Genomic DNA, 14,651 nt, shown 5'->3' on the forward strand with positions numbered 1-14,651 from the left:
GGCACATGCTGCCACGCGGGCTCAGACGCCACCTCGCTGACAGCGGCGGCCATCGCGAACACGCCGGGATCACCCGACGAGATGACGGCGACGCGAGCACCGCGCGATGCGAGGTCGAGGGCGAACTCGGCGCGTTCGGCTTCCACACGATTATCGCTGGCGTGCACTCGCTGGCCTGGCCGCGCTGGAACGCGAGCGAGATAGGTCGTGTAGCCGATGAGGTCGGTGGCCGCGGCGAGTTCGGCCGACACCTGCGGGGTCGTCTGGTCGCCGGGTCCGGGTCCCAGCCCGACGACGACGACCTCACCTGCGGTCGAGGGCTCTGCGGCGAACGGATTGTTTCGCGCGCCAGGCACCACGATCAGTGAGAAGTAGGGGACCGTTTCGGGGTCGACGTCGGCAACCCGCTCCACACGCTGGCGGTCGGTCGACGCGCGTTCGACGTACCAGGCCTCGTCGAGCCTGCCTGCCGTCGCCAACGCGTCGCGGACCTTTTCGAACGTCCGTCCGAGCTTCATCACGGCTAGCGCCTTCCCCGAGCGGAAACCTGCGACCAACTCGCCCGGTTCTGCGGTGCCAGGAAGGACCGTCAGCGTCTCCTCGCCCTCGACGAGCGGAATGCCGACGGCTGCCGACGCCGCACTCACCGAGGTGACCCCGGGGATGATCTCGGCCTCAAACCGATCGATGAGTCGCTTGTGCATGTGCATGTAGGAGCTGAAGAACAGGGGGTCGCCCTCGGCCAACAGGACGACGTCGCGACCGGCTTCGAGGTGGTCGGCCAGACGGGCCGCGCTCGCGGTGTAGAACTCACTCATCGCTCCTGCGTAACCGCCCGGATGGTCGGTGGTCTCAACGGTCAGCGGATACATGAGTCGCTCGTGGGTCTGGCCGTCGCGGAGGTAAGGGGCGGCGACCGACAGCGCGATCGAATTGCCGTGGCGCGCACAATGAAACGCTATGACGTCGGCCTGCCCGATGGCCCGAGCGGCTTTGACGGTAACGAGTTCGGAGTCGCCGGGACCGAGCCCGACACCCCAGAGTTTGCCGCTCACTCGACCACGCTCGCGAGTGCGTTGAGTGCCGCTGCCGTTATCGCCGAGCCGCCGCGCCTGCCGGTCACGGTGATGTACTCGAGGTCGGTCCGGGCGGCCAGCGCCGCACACGATTCAGCGGCGCCGATGAAGCCCACCGGGGCTCCGATCACTGCGGCCGGCCGCGGCCAGCCCTCGTCGATCAGATCGAGGAGGGCGAACAGCGCGGTCGGCGCATTGCCGATCGCGACGACGGACCGCGCGAGGTCGTCCTGCCAGTACTGCAGTGCGGCAGCGGTCCGCGTGTTGCCGAGCCGCTCGGCCAGCTCGGCGATCCCGGGTTCCTGAAGATGGCAGCGCACATCGTTGTCGGCGGGCAGACGTTTGCGCGTGACACCCGAAGCGACCATATTCGTGTCACACAGGATCGGTCCGCCCGCCGCCAGCGCGGTGCGGGCAGCGGCGACGACATCCGGCGTCGCGACGACGTCGTCGGCGAGGTCGGTCTGCCCGCACGCATGGATCATGCGCACGACGACAGGTTCGGTGTCCACCGGGAAACGGGCGAGGTCCGACTCTGCTCGAATCGTGGCGAACGACTGGCGGTAGATCTCGGCACCGTCGCGGATGTAGTCGGTCATAGTGCTTCGACAGTACTGAGTGGCCCGACGTGACTCCTCTGGCGGGTCAGTCGCCCCGCGTGGTCCGGATATACCCGTCCGACGAGGCCAGAACTCGCACATGGGCTCGAGCAGGGGATCCGCAGCCCCGGTCGCACCCGACCCAGTGCTCGGGGTGCGGAGGGCCTTCGTCCGGATCGAGTCCGGCGACGTGGAGTCCGAGGTCGCTGCGTACGTCAGCGAGCGATTTCGAGCATCCCGGAGCTCCGGTACACGCAGTCAGCGACGTCCACGGTGATCGCGCGTCGAAGACGAATCCGAGCGGTGCGAGCACCCGGACGACGGTATCGGCCACCGCCTCGTCGAGGTCGCCGATGAGGATCTCGCGTTCAGGAGTCACCGTGACCGGGCTGCCGATCGCCGCGACGAACCGTGCCTGCTCGGCGGTCAACCGGGCGAATGGAACGACGGCTCCGAGCAGCACCCGGCCATCGGTCTGCGTGAACCAGCCGACCCGGGACTCGGGAACGATGCCGTCAGGCGCGGCGACGTCACTCGGGCCGAGGCGGTCGAGCAGCTCGCTTCGGCGTTCCTGGTCGAGGTCGGCGACCCGCCAGGCGCCGTCGGCGATCTCGGCGAACACCGCCGCGGCGTCGACCATCGCGGCCGCGAGGTCCGAATGCGCCACTGGCTCACCGACGCGGACGCCGTCGACGACGATCACCGAGTTCGCGACGTCGACCGCTGCTCCGATCACATCGGCGGCGCGGGCGAGCATGTCACCGCGTCCGTCGTCCAGGCCGAACCAGAACCGCCCCGACAAAGCCGTGGACCATTCGGCGTCGACGAGCCGGGTGTGCAGGTTCTGCGCAACGGGTCGAAGGTCGGTCAGACCACCTACTCGGCCGGTGAACGGCGACATCGCGACGTTCCGCACCCGGTCGTGGTCGGCGTCCGAGGCCAGGCCCGCGGTGTTCACGGCTCCACCGAACGCATCGACGCGCTTCGCCTCGATGCCGCGGACCTGAAGGTTGCCCCGCCCGGTGACCTCGATGGCCCCGTCACCGAACTCGTCTGCGGCCGCGGCCAGCGCATCGAGCGCGGCCGCGTCGATCACGCCGCCCGGAATCCGGATGCGCGCCAGTCTTCCGTCGGCGGCCTGGTGGGTGGCGAACACGCCGGGACAACGATCGGGTGCGGGACCAGTCGCTGATGAACTCACCCATCCAGAGTAGGCGGCGCATGCACGGCTAGGCTGAGCGGGAACAATCGACGTGGAAGCCGGTGTGACGCCGGCGCGGACGCGCCACTGTATGAGCCGAACGACGACGGCTCGAGCCAGACCCACGTCGATCGACCGGAATCATCCGGTCGGTCCCAACGATGCCGGGCGCGCCAACCCGGCGAGGAGCGAACCTCGTGATCACGCTGCTGTCCACGTCCGACACCGACCTACGCACCGCCGCCACCTGTGGGGCCGAGTACCGGGTGGCCAACCCGAGCCGAATCCTGCTCGACGACATCCCCGAGCTGCTCGACGGCGCCGACCTCGTCGTCGTCCGGATCCTCGGCGGGCGTCGTGCGTGGGAGGAGGGCCTCGACGCCGTCCTGTCGCAGCACGTGCCGGTCGTCGTGCTCTCCGGCGAACTCAACCCCGACCCGGACCTCATGGCGCTCTCGACCGTGCCGACCGGTGTCGCCGCGCAAGCCCACAGCTACTTCGTCGCCGGCGGTCACGCGAATCTCGCCGCCGTGCACGATTTTCTCTCCGACACTGTGTTGCTCACTGGTCTCGGCTTCGCGCCGCCCGTCGAGACGCCCGCGTGGGGAGTGCTCGACCGGGACGCTCGCGACGTCGTCGGCGGCCTCGGTGCCGCGTCGCGCGTCGGCGTCCTCTACTACCGGGCACAGCACCTGGCAGGCAACACCGAGTACGTCGACACCCTGTGCGGGGCGATCGAAGACCTCGGGGCGCACGCCGAAGCGGTCTACTGCGCATCGCTGCGGGCCGCCGGCGACGATTTGATCGCTCACCTCGGCACGTACGACGTCCTGATCGTCACGGTTCTCGCGGCAGGAGGTACCTCTCCTGCGACGGCGGCCGCAGGCGGAGACGACGAGGCCTGGAACGTCGAACGGCTTGCGGCACTCGATATCCCGATTCTTCAGGGGTTGTGCCTGACCAGCTCGCGCGCTGACTGGGCTGCCGCCGACGACGGTGTCTCACCGCTCGACGTCGCGAGCCAGGTCGCGGTGCCCGAGTTCGACGGCCGCATCATCACCGTGCCGTTCTCTTTCAAGGAGTTCGACGACAACGGTCTGCCGTTCTACGCGCCAGACACCGAACGGTGCGCCCGGGTGGCCGGGATCGCCGTCCGTCACGCACGCCTGCGCCATCTTCGGGCCGCCGACCGGCGGGTCGCGCTGCTGCTGTCGGCGTACCCGACCAAGCACGCCCGGATCGGCAATGCGGTCGGCCTGGACACGCCGCGCAGCCTCGTCCACTTGCTCCGTGCGCTCGGCGACGCCGGTTACGTCCTCGGCGACAGTGCGGACATCCCGGGTCTGGGCGCTACCCCCGCCGACGACGACCCCGACGCGCTGATGCACGCACTCATCGATGCGGGCGGGCAGGACCCGGACTGGCTGACCGAGGAGGCGCTCGCAGCGAATCCGGTACGGGTGGCCGCTGCCGACTACACGGCGTGGTTCGAGACGCTGTCTGAAGGGCTCCGTGCGTCGGTGATCGAGCACTGGGGCCCGCCGCCCGGCGACCTGTTCGTCGACCGCACTCACAACCCCGACGGCGACATCGTCGTCGCCGCGATGCCGTTCGGGAGTGTCGTCCTGCTCGTCCAGCCACCCCGCGGCTTCGGCGAGAACCCGGTCGCGATCTACCACGACCCCGACCTGCCGCCGAGCCACCATTACCTCGCGAGCTATCGCTGGCTGGCCTCCCGGGCCGACATCGACGGCTGGGGTTTCGGTGCTGACGCGATCGTCCACGTCGGCAAGCACGGCAACCTCGAATGGCTGCCGGGCAAGACGCTCGGCATGTCCGCCGACTGTGGGACCGACGCTGCGATCGGCGATCTGCCCCTGGTCTATCCGTTCCTGGTGAACGATCCGGGCGAAGGCACCCAGGCCAAGCGTCGCGCGCACGCCGTGCTCGTCGACCACCTGATCCCGCCGATGGCGCGCGCCGAGTCGTACGGCGACATCGAACGCCTCGAGCAACTCCTCGACGAGCACGCGAACATCTCGGCTCTCGACCCGTCGAAACTACCCGCCATCCGTCAGCAGATCTGGACGCTGCTGACCGCTGCGAAGATGGACAGCGACCTCGGCCTCGCGCAACGACCCGACGAGGAAGTGTTCGACGACATGCTCCTGCACGTCGACGGCTGGCTGTGCGAGATCAAGGATGCGGCGATCCGGGACGGCCTGCACGTCTTGGGCCAGGCGCCCGACGCCCAGACCGAGGTGGACCTGGTGCTCGCGATGCTCCGCGCTCGCCAGATCTGGGGCGGCTCGCAGACCTTACCCGGTCTGCGCGAAGCCCTCGGCCTCGTCGAGAACGAGTCGGCTCGTGGGGACGTGGATCGGGTCGAAGCGATCGCCCGCGAGCTCGTCTCCGCCTGTGCGGCGGGGGACTGGTCCGACGACGCCGTCGCCGCGGCATCCGGCGATCGCCCCGAGCAGGTCGGACAGATCCTCGCGTTCGCCGCCCATGAAGTGATCCCGCGTCTGCGTGAGACCTCCCGCGAGATCGACCAGGTGCTCCACGCTCTCGACGGCGGGTTCATCGAGTCGGGCCCCAGCGGGTCCCCGTTGCGCGGTCTGATCAACGTTCTGCCGACCGGACGCAACTTCTATTCCGTCGATCCGAAGGCCGTCCCGTCGCAGTTGGCGTTCGAGACCGGCCGCGCGATGGCCGATTCGCTCGTCGAACGCTACCTAGCCGACCACGGTGAGTATCCGGCCTCGGTCGGTCTATCCGTGTGGGGCACCAGCGCCATGCGGACCTCCGGCGACGACGTCGGCGAGATCCTCGCCCTGCTGGGCGTCGCACCGGTGTGGGACGAGATGTCTCGCCGCATCACCGGACTCGAGCTCGTACCGCCTGAAGACCTCGGGCGGCCACGCATCGACGTGACGATCCGCATCTCCGGATTCTTTCGTGACGCGTTCTCGCACGTGGTCACCATGCTCGACGACGCGGTCCGTCTCGCGGCAGACGCCGACGAGACAGACGAGCAGAACTATGTCGCGGCGCACGCACGCGCCGCCGTCGCTGACCACGGGGACGCGCGACGCGCGAGCACTCGTGTCTTCGGATCACGCCCGGGCACATACGGCGCGGGCCTGCTGCAACTGATCGACTCCAAGCAGTGGCGCACCGACGAGGATCTGGCCGCCGTCTACACCGAGTGGGGCGGTTACGCGTACGGACGCGACCTCGACGGCGTGGCGGCCGTCGAGGACATGAGAGCAGCATATCGCCGGATCGCCGTCGCCGCGAAGAACACCGACACTCGCGAACACGACATCGCGGACTCCGACGACTACTTCCAATTCCACGGCGGGATGGTCGCGACGGTCCGCGCGCTGACCGGAGACAACCCGGAGGCGTACATCGGCGATTCGACGCGACCCGACTCGGTCCGTACCCGCACGCTGCACGAGGAAACCTCCCGCGTGTTCCGGGCACGTGTGGTGAACCCGCGTTGGCTCTCGGCGATGCGTCGACACGGTTACAAGGGCGCCTTCGAGATGGCCGCGACCGTCGATTATCTCTTCGGATACGACGCGACCACCGACGTCGTCGCCGACTGGATGTACGAGCAACTCACCGAGCAATACGTCCTCGACGAGACCAACCGTGAGTTCCTCGAGCACTCCAATCCGTGGGCGCTGCACGGCATCTCCGAGCGGCTTCTCGAAGCCGTCGAGCGTGACATGTGGAAGGAGCCACCACCGGAGCTCCTCGACCAGTTGCGCCAGGTCTATCTGGAGGCCGAGGGCGATATCGAAGGACGGTCCGAAGACTGACGATCGCCGCGTTCGGGAACTCTCGCGGGCCGTGAGGCGTTACACGGGTGAACACCACCTCGTGTATCGGAGAGTGACGAAGCATGATCAGGCTCGCAATAGTGGCCTACCTCGTCGTGGAGATCGCGGCGTTCTGGGCGCTCACCTACTTCCTCGGCTTCGGATGGGCGCTGTTGATCACCATCGGAGCCGCGGCCGTCGGCTGCGCAGTGCTCGGCCGGCGTGCGCGGACCCTGACCGCCGACCTGCGCAAAGCAGCACGTCGCGAACCCAGCGACGCTCGCCCGGCGGGTGACGGCGTCCTGTTCGCCGGTGCGGCACTCCTCACTATTCTGCCGGGTGTCGTGTCGACGGTCGTCGGGCTGATCCTGATGACGCCGCCCGCCCGCAAGGTGCTCAGGCCAGCCGTCGAAGCAGGCATGATGCGGCGCGCGTCGGCCCTGGTGACCGGTGCGCGAGGACCGCGCGGTGGCGCGCGCTACGTCGACGGAACCGTCGAGGGCAGTGTGATCGACGAGACGTCCGACGTCGTCGACGTCACTGCCCGTCGTCCCGACGGCACAGTCCACATCGATGTGCCCGGCCTGCCCGAGCCGCCCTCGGCCCGACCCTGACACAATCGAGGGCGTGACGACTCAGCTGCTCCTCGGCGGGACCGTGTATTCCTCGCCTGCCGTACCCGATGCCACCGCCCTCGCGATCACCGACGGAATAGTCGTATGGGTCGGGACCGACGACGTCGGCCGCGCCCTCCATCCGGATGCAGAGGTCGTCGACCTGGAAGGTCACTTCGTCGCGCCGGCGTTCGTGGACTCGCACGTTCACCTCACCGACACCGGCCTACGCCTCACCGGACTGGATCTGAGCGGAGCGACCAGCCGCACCGACTGCCTCGAACTGCTCTCCGCTTTCCTCGAGACCTCGGACGATCCGATCGTCTGGGGCCTCGGTTGGGACTCGTCCACCTGGGACGGCTCCGACGCCGAAGGGCTCCCACCGACCACGGCGGACCTCGATGCGGTCGCCGGGAACCGTCCGGTCTACTTGGCCCGCGTCGACGAGCATTCGGCCGTGGCGTCGAGCGCTCTGCGCGACCTCATCCACGGAATCGAAGCGGCGACCGGCTACCAGGCGCAGGCGCCACTCGTCGCGAACGCCCACCACCGCGTCCGCGCGGCCGCACGGGCCCTCATCAGTCCGGAGGCGAGGCGGCACGCGCAGCTGACCGCTCTCGATCACGCCGCATCGCGAGGCGTTGTGGCCGTCCATGAGAACGGCGGCCCCGACATCAGCGGAGTCGACGACTTCCGGTCCATCGCCGATCTCGACCACCCGGTGATGGTCCGCCGGTACTGGGGACAGCCGGTCAGCAGCCTCGAAGAGGCGAGGGCGGTCGTCTCGGCGATGGGCGCCGACGCACTCGGCGGGGATCTGTTCATCGACGGGGCGATCGGCTCGCGCACCGCGTGGCTGATCGACGAGTACTCCGATGCGCCCGGTGAATACGGTGTCAGCTACCTCGATGAAGAGACCATCGCCGCGCATCTGCGCGCAACGACCCTCGCCGGAGTACAGGCCGGATTCCATGTGATCGGCGACGGAGCCGTCGCCGCCGTCGCCGCCGCGATGAGCGCCGTCGCCGACGAACTCGGGACCCCGGCCATGGCGCGCTGCGGCCACCGCCTCGAGCACGCCGAGATGGTGACGCCCGACCAAGCTGAACTGTTCGCGCGGTGCGGTGCCATCGCCTCCATGCAGCCGTTGTTCGACGATGAGTGGGGCGGCGACGACGCCCTGTACATCCACCGCCTCGGTGAGCGCGCCCCGACACTGAACGACTTCGCGGGACTGGCGCGTGCGGGCGTGGCATTGGCCTTCTCCAGTGACGCACCGGTCTGCGACATCGATCCGTGGGCGAGCATTCGAGCCGCGGTCCACCACCACACTCCGACCAATGCGATCTCGCCGCGCGCCGCATTCGCCGCGTGCACCCGAGGCGGATGGCGGGCAGGCGGTGTCAACGACGGCCTGACCGGCACACTCGTGCCCGGCGCACCCGCGCACTACGCGGTGTGGGACGTCGACGACCTGGTCGTCGCCGCATCGCACCAGAACGTGCAGCGCTGGTCGACCGACCCGAGGTCCCGGGTACCCGCACTGCCGGACGTCGAGCCCGGAGCCCGACTGCCCGAGTGCGTCCGCACCGCCATCTCGGGCGAGATCGTGTACGAACGGCCCACTGCGTGAGCTTCCCCGGCTGGGTGTGGCGTCTGGCAGGCGCCGCGGCAGGTGGCGGACTCATGTTCGCGTCCTTTCCGCCCCGGGACCTTTGGTTTCTCGCCCCGCTGTCGCTCGGTGTCCTGTACGCGGTGCTGCGAGTGGGACGCCCCCGGGCTCGCGTCGGAGCACTCGCTGGATTTGTCTACGGCCTCGTGTTCTTCGTGCCACTTCTCCCGTGGATCGGTGAATACGTCGGCCCGCTGCCGTGGTTGGCGCTCGCCGTCATCATGGCGCTCTACCTCGCCGGGTTCGGTGCCATCGCGACGCGGACGATGCGTCTGCGGTGGGCTCCGCTCTGGTTCGCCATCACGTGGACCGGCGTCGAAGCGATTCGCTCGTCATTCCCGTTCGGCGGCTTCCCCTGGGGCCGTGCGGCATTCAGCCAGACATCGGGACTACTGCTGCCGACCACGTCGGTCGTCGGCGCACCGGGAGTGTCGTTCCTGATCGCACTCGTCGGTGCGGGCGCAGCGTCGCTCGTGCTGTCGGCACTGGCCGCGCGCGGCGCGACGCCATCGGTAAAACGGCTGTCCTGGAAGCGATTGGGCGCCGCAGCAGCAGCCCTGATCGTGCCGCTCATCGCAGGCGCCGTCCTCCTCGGAACCGGCGCGCCCGGCACGCACCAGACGTCGACGCTCGACGTCGCAGCGATCCAAGGCAATGTTCCGCGCCTCGGACTGGACTTCAACGGGCAGCGCCGCGCCGTCCTGGACAACCATGTCCAGACCACTCTGGAGATGGCTCGAGAGGTACGTGCAGGCAAACGTCCGCAGCCCGACATCGTCCTGTGGCCAGAGAACGCCTCCGACATCCCGCCGTTGCAGAACGAGGACGCCGCGACCGAGATCCGGACCTCGGTCACCTCGTCCGGTGCTCCGATTGCCCTCGGAACCCTCATGCCGAACCAGAACGGGCCGACGAACAGCGTCCTGTTGTGGGGGCTACGGGATGGCGTCGCCGACGAAGAGCCGTCCGACCGGTACGACAAGCACATAATCCAGCCGTTCGGCGAATACCTGCCGTGGCGCGGATTCTTCCGACACTTCTCGTCGTACGCCGACCGAGCGGGCAACTTCCAGGCGGGCAGCGGCCCGGGCGTCATCACCGCGCACACCTCGCGCGGCGACGTCCGCATCGGCGTGTCCACGTGTTGGGAGGTCGCCTTCGACCGATCACCGAGGAAGGCCGTCGACGACGGCGCCCAACTCTTGTACGTGCCGACCAACAACGCGACGTTCGGCCTGACCGACATGAGCAGTCAGCAGTTGGCGATGTCGCGGGTCCGCGCCGTCGAGACGGGACGGTCAGTCGCTGTGGTGTCGACAAGTGGACTGAGCGCATTGATCAGGCCCGACGGATCGATCATCGACCAGAGCGGGCTGTTCGAGCCGGCCATCCTGCAGAGTCCGCTCGAGCTGCGCGACGGGACCACCCCAGCGGTCTGGGCCGGCCCCTGGCCCGAGCGGGTCGTCCTGCTCGTCATGGTGCTGGGATTTTTGTACGCGCTGTGCACAGCGACTAGCCTCGACATGTTCGCCGGTGGATCTCGACTCCGCGGCACGCAGACGAAGGAGAACGATGAGCGGTAACGATCAGCAAGTGGTCGGGGAGAACGGTGCCCGGGCCCTCGTCGTCGTCCCCACGTTCAACGAGCGAGAGAACCTCCCCCTCATCGTCGAGCGTCTTCTCACCTCGCTCAGCGACATCCACGTGCTCATTGTCGACGACTCGAGCCCGGACGGCACCGGGGACGTAGCCGACCGACTCGCCGCAGACGATGCCGCCGAACGCATCCACGTGCTGCACCGCACGGCGAAGGACGGGCTCGGCAAGGCCTACCTCGCCGGATTCGCGTGGGGGCTCACTCGGGAGTACGGGGTGATCATCGAGATGGACGCGGACGGCTCGCACGCCCCGGAACAACTGCACCGGCTGCTCGCCGCGATCAACGACGGTGCAGACCTCGTCATCGGCTCGCGGTACGTCCCAGGTGGAGCGCTCGTCAACTGGCCCAAGCGTCGTGAACTCCTGTCGAAGGGCGCCAACACCTATGCGCGCGTGGCGCTCGGCGTCCAGGTCAACGACATCACCGCCGGATACCGTGCATTCCGCCGCGAAGTACTCGAGAAGATCGGCTTGGACGAGGTCGAATCGGCGGGCTACTGTTTCCAGATCGATCTCGCCTGGCGCACCCTGCAACACGGGTTCACCATCCGCGAAGTCCCCATCACGTTCACCGAACGGGCGATCGGAGAGTCGAAGATGGACGGCGGCGTCATCGCCGAATCGTTCATCAATGTCGCCCGCTGGGGAATCCAGGGGCGGCTCGCGAAACTTCGTCGCTGACGACGGAGAGCGCTCGACTACACCACAAGATGCAGATGGGCCGCAGATACAGATAGACCCCGGCGTGAGCCGGGGTCTATCTGTATCTGGTGTCCTCTTATGCGGTTCCGCCGCGCCTGCGCTGCTTGAGCAGGTCGAGGCGCTCGGCGAGGAGCACTTCGAGTTCCTCCTCGGAGCGACGCTCGAGCAGCATGTCCCAGTGAGTGCGCGGAGGCTTGCCCTTCTTCTCCTCCGGCTCAGCGCCTTCGAGAATGGTGCCTTCCATACCGTTCTTGCACGGCCACTTCGACGGGATCTCCGCGTCGTCGGCGAACGGGACCTCGAAGATCTCACCATTGTCGGTGCGGTACTGGACGATCCGCCGCGGCGCGAGGTCGTGGTCGCGATCGGTCTCGTAGCTCACCGCTCCGAGTCGGCTACCGCGCAGTACTCGATCAGCCATTCATGGTTCCTCTCAACAGACAGATGATCCAGACCAGTCTACGCGTCGCTCGGCGGTGCTGCGCAGACCAGTCCGATCATGCGAGTAACGTCCCCGGAGTGTCCACGATGTCCCAACACAAGCGCCCCTATGCATGTGCGTGGTGCGGGCGACAGATGGTCGACTCCGAATCGGGCCGTCGACGGAAGTACTGCAAGCGGTCCTGCCGACAACGAGCCTATGAGCAGAGAACGCTCGTGGCCGGTACGGCTATTCCCGGCGACGCGTTGATCCTGTCCGCGGAGGAAGCCTGCTCGCTCGGCGATCGGCTGTTTGCGTTGCGCTGCGCAGCCCAGGACATTCGGACGGCGATCCGTGAGAACGCTGATCACGGCATCCTCGGACCGATGGCGGACGAGCTCGTCGTTCTCGCCGAAGAGTCGGAGCGTCTGCGATGATCGCACGGGTGTTCGGCGCATCGTTCGTCGTCACGATCATCGCCCTCGTCGTCGCCTACCTGTACGCCGGGTGGTCGGGTGTCGCGCTGTGCGCGATCCTCGGCGTTCTCGAGATCTCACTGTCGTTCGACAACGCCGTCATCAACGCGACCGTTCTCGAACGCATGAGTCCGATGTGGCAGAAGATCTTCCTCACGGTCGGCATCCTCATCGCGGTCGTGGGCATGCGTCTGCTGTTCCCCCTGGTCATCGTGTGGGCGACTTCGGGACTCAACCCGGTCGACGCGATGGACCTCGCGCTGAACCCGCCGACCGACGGTGCCGCGACTTTCGCTGACGGCTCACCGAGTTACGAGACGCTCCTCACCGATGCGCACCCGCAGATCGCAGCGTTCGGCGGTATGTTCCTGATCATGCTGTTCCTGGACTTCGTCTTCGACGACTCCGGGATCACCTGGTTGAGCCCGATCGAGAAGCCACTCGGAAAGGTCGGACGGCTGCCAGGGGCATCGACCGTCGTCTCGTTGGCTGCCCTCGTGACCGCGGCTCAGTTCACCGCCTCCGACGACACCGTGTCAGTGCTAACGGCGGGGATTCTCGGCCTGTTCACCTACCTGGTGGTCAACGGTCTCACCGGGCTCATCGAGACAGAGGGGCCCGAAGGCGAGACGGGAGAGGGATCGTCCGGTCCGAGCGAAGCGGCCAAGGCCGTCGGTAAAGCAGGGCTGTTCCTGTTCCTGTATCTGGAGGTCCTCGACGCGTCGTTCTCGTTCGACGGCGTCATCGGTGCATTCGCGATAACCTCCGACCCGATCCTGATCGCGCTCGGACTCGGCTTCATCGGCGCGATGTTCGTGCGTTCGATCACGGTCTACCTCGTGCGTGCTGGCACCCTGTCGGAATACCGTTACCTCGAGCACGGGGCGCACTGGGCGATCGGCGCCCTCGCCGTCATCATGTTGGTGAGCGTCGACGAGAACATCGAGATTCCTGAGGTCGTCACGGGGCTGATCGGCGTCGCATTCATCGGGGCGGCGACGGCATCGAGTATCTGGGTCAACCGGCGGGAAGCGTCACATGAAGAGGACGGATCCGACCCCCGGGTCGTAGAATCTGGTCCGTGACCTCACCCCGCTCGGATGCGCCGTCCGACGACGACGAGTCGTCGTCCCTGCATCGGGCGAGTGACTTCCTCTCACGGACCGACTCGTCCGACGCCGCGGTCCGCGCTGCGCGCTTGGCTCGCAGACTCGTCCCGCCCGAGACCACGGTGTTCCCGCCGTCCGAACGCACCTCGGACCGGTTGGCGCGGCTCATCGGTGACACCAAGCGTGGGCGGCCGAGCGCGACCCGCGAACTCGGGCTGGCGTCGGTCTCGCTGTGGCAGAACTTGATTGAACGCCGAAGGCCGTCCGTGAACGACACTCCGGTACCCGTGACGATCTTGTTCACCGACCTCGTCAGCTTCTCGTCCTGGGCACTACGGGCAGGTGACGATCAGGTTTTCGACCTGCTCAACCAGGTCAACGATGCATGCGCCCGTGTCATCCGCAGTCACGGTGGACACGTTGTCAAGACCCTCGGGGACGGCACGATGGCCGTCTTCGTCGATGCCACGCAGGCCGTGGAAGCTGCCTATGAGTGCGGTGAGGCCGTCGCCGCGATCACCGTGAATGGTCATCGGCCGAGTCTGCGCGCGGGAATGCACACTGGTGAGCCGCGCGCCGTCGGAGACGATTTCATCGGAGTCGACGTCAACATCGCGGCTCGCGTCTGCGACGCGGCGGGTTCGGGGGAGGTGTACATAAGTGACGCGACGCTCGCCGATCTGGACACGGACAGATTCGCTGTCAAGAGGCGGCGGTTCCGCGCGAAGGGCGTGCCGAAGGACTTGACCGTCTACCGCGTGTTGCCACGGTACGACGGCGACGGCTCGTAAAGGCCCACCAGGATTTCAGCGAGTGCGCATGCCCGCTCGTGGGTCGGCGCAGGGACTAAAATGGGCCGCGTGGCACTCTTCGACGACGACGAACTGGAAGAGTTCTACCGCCGTATCGAGTTCAGCACAGAAGCTGCCTCGGCCCGACCCCGCCCCCGGCGAGGCCGTCGCGTCGTGACCACCGCGGTGATCGTCTGCCCGACGCCGGAGAAGATCGCCTACCCCGACTACGCTGCGGTCACCGGCGCCATCCTCGCGATCACCCGGAAGTCCCGCTCGCGGCCGTCCCTCCGGTGTTACGAGTGCCGATGCGGCTACTGGCACCTCACGAGTGGTACGCCGCGGCCCGAATGAGGGTTGAAGGCCCCCCGATGACCAGGCGTCCTGTCGACACCCTCCCGTGAAAGCAGGCGCGCCCCCCCCCCAGGGGGGGGGGGGGGGGCGGGGGGACACAAAGTGTTTGTTTTTGAAAAACCAGGGGGGGTGAAAACAATGCGGTGG

At 67.6% G+C, this 14,651-nt stretch carries 12 protein-coding genes and 1 pseudogene; 9 read left to right on the forward strand and 4 right to left on the reverse strand.

Annotation, left to right across the window (positions count from 1 at the left end):
- The 3 genes and pseudogenes from ACTIMF_RS04610 to cobG all read right to left on the reverse strand — a co-directional run.
- Positions 1 to 1,055 (reverse strand): annotated as a pseudogene (locus tag ACTIMF_RS04610) (precorrin-2 C(20)-methyltransferase); the annotation flags it as partial.
- Positions 1,052 to 1,675, reverse strand: a complete 624-nt coding sequence (locus ACTIMF_RS04615) for a precorrin-8X methylmutase (RefSeq protein ID WP_442349103.1) — start codon at positions 1,673 to 1,675, stop codon at positions 1,052 to 1,054. The gene ACTIMF_RS04615 and the pseudogene ACTIMF_RS04610, both read right to left, overlap by 4 nt.
- Positions 1,676 to 1,721: 46 nt before the next feature.
- Positions 1,722 to 2,876 (reverse strand): precorrin-3B synthase, encoded by a 1,155-nt coding sequence (gene cobG / locus ACTIMF_RS04620; protein ID WP_442349104.1) that lies wholly within the window; start codon positions 2,874 to 2,876, stop codon positions 1,722 to 1,724.
- A gap of 197 nt (positions 2,877 to 3,073) precedes the next feature.
- Here cobG and cobN point away from each other — a divergent pair, with 197 nt between their 5' ends.
- The 5 genes from cobN (at position 3,074) to ACTIMF_RS04645 (ending at position 11,332) form a co-directional block, all read left to right on the forward strand.
- Entirely contained in the window at positions 3,074 to 6,706 is a 3,633-nt protein-coding gene (gene cobN, locus ACTIMF_RS04625) for a cobaltochelatase subunit CobN (RefSeq protein ID WP_442349105.1), read from the forward strand.
- Positions 6,707 to 6,789: 83 nt separating this feature from the next.
- Positions 6,790 to 7,320 (forward strand): FxsA family protein, encoded by a 531-nt coding sequence (locus ACTIMF_RS04630; RefSeq protein WP_442349106.1) that lies wholly within the window; start codon positions 6,790 to 6,792, stop codon positions 7,318 to 7,320.
- 13 nt (positions 7,321 to 7,333) lie between these two features.
- Positions 7,334 to 8,953, forward strand: a complete 1,620-nt coding sequence (locus tag ACTIMF_RS04635; protein WP_442349107.1) for an amidohydrolase — start codon at positions 7,334 to 7,336, stop codon at positions 8,951 to 8,953.
- 53 nt (positions 8,954 to 9,006) lie between these two features.
- Entirely contained in the window at positions 9,007 to 10,575 is a 1,569-nt protein-coding gene (lnt, locus tag ACTIMF_RS04640; protein ID WP_442349184.1) for an apolipoprotein N-acyltransferase, read from the forward strand.
- Positions 10,565 to 11,332: a polyprenol monophosphomannose synthase gene (locus tag ACTIMF_RS04645; protein ID WP_442349108.1), complete on the forward strand. Its 768-nt coding sequence runs from the start codon at positions 10,565 to 10,567 to the stop codon at positions 11,330 to 11,332. The genes lnt and ACTIMF_RS04645 overlap by 11 nt, the downstream gene beginning before the upstream one ends.
- A gap of 97 nt (positions 11,333 to 11,429) precedes the next feature.
- Here the strand turns inward: ACTIMF_RS04645 and ACTIMF_RS04650 are convergent, their stop codons facing one another.
- Positions 11,430 to 11,774 (reverse strand): RNA polymerase-binding protein RbpA, encoded by a 345-nt coding sequence (locus tag ACTIMF_RS04650; RefSeq protein ID WP_442349109.1) that lies wholly within the window; start codon positions 11,772 to 11,774, stop codon positions 11,430 to 11,432.
- 107 nt (positions 11,775 to 11,881) lie between these two features.
- On the opposite strand from ACTIMF_RS04650, the gene ACTIMF_RS04655 reads away from it, so the two are divergent.
- The 4 genes from ACTIMF_RS04655 (at position 11,882) to ACTIMF_RS04670 (ending at position 14,504) form a co-directional block, all read left to right on the forward strand.
- The gene (locus ACTIMF_RS04655) at positions 11,882 to 12,211 is read left to right on the forward strand and encodes a hypothetical protein (RefSeq protein ID WP_442349185.1); all 330 of its coding nucleotides are present in this window, start codon (positions 11,882 to 11,884) and stop codon (positions 12,209 to 12,211) included.
- Positions 12,208 to 13,335 carry a DUF475 domain-containing protein gene (locus ACTIMF_RS04660; RefSeq protein ID WP_442349110.1) on the forward strand — a complete coding sequence of 376 codons (1,128 nt, stop codon included), beginning with the start codon at positions 12,208 to 12,210 and terminating at the stop codon, positions 13,333 to 13,335. The genes ACTIMF_RS04655 and ACTIMF_RS04660 overlap by 4 nt, the downstream gene beginning before the upstream one ends.
- Entirely contained in the window at positions 13,332 to 14,150 is an 819-nt protein-coding gene (locus ACTIMF_RS04665) for an adenylate/guanylate cyclase domain-containing protein (protein ID WP_442349111.1), read from the forward strand. Before ACTIMF_RS04660 ends, ACTIMF_RS04665 begins: the two co-directional genes overlap by 4 nt.
- Before the next feature lie 69 nt (positions 14,151 to 14,219).
- Positions 14,220 to 14,504 carry a hypothetical protein gene (locus ACTIMF_RS04670; protein ID WP_442349112.1) on the forward strand — a complete coding sequence of 95 codons (285 nt, stop codon included), beginning with the start codon at positions 14,220 to 14,222 and terminating at the stop codon, positions 14,502 to 14,504.
- Positions 14,505 to 14,651: the final 147 nt, after the last annotated feature.

This window comes from Gordonia sp. (in: high G+C Gram-positive bacteria), from assembly GCF_052106715.1.
Classification (GTDB): Bacteria; Actinomycetota; Actinomycetes; order Mycobacteriales; family Mycobacteriaceae; genus Gordonia.

Coding starts and splice junctions, on each gene's coding strand:
- ACTIMF_RS04615 (WP_442349103.1), bottom strand. CDS start 1,675: ATGACCGACTACATCCGCGACGGTGCCGAGATCTACCGCCAGTCGTTC.
- ACTIMF_RS04630 (WP_442349106.1), top strand. CDS start 6,790: ATGATCAGGCTCGCAATAGTGGCCTACCTCGTCGTGGAGATCGCGGCG.
- lnt (WP_442349184.1), top strand. CDS start 9,007: ATGTTCGCGTCCTTTCCGCCCCGGGACCTTTGGTTTCTCGCCCCGCTG.
- ACTIMF_RS04645 (WP_442349108.1), top strand. CDS start 10,565: ATGAGCGGTAACGATCAGCAAGTGGTCGGGGAGAACGGTGCCCGGGCC.
- ACTIMF_RS04650 (WP_442349109.1), bottom strand. CDS start 11,774: ATGGCTGATCGAGTACTGCGCGGTAGCCGACTCGGAGCGGTGAGCTAC.
- ACTIMF_RS04655 (WP_442349185.1), top strand. CDS start 11,882: ATGTCCCAACACAAGCGCCCCTATGCATGTGCGTGGTGCGGGCGACAG.
- ACTIMF_RS04660 (WP_442349110.1), top strand. CDS start 12,208: ATGATCGCACGGGTGTTCGGCGCATCGTTCGTCGTCACGATCATCGCC.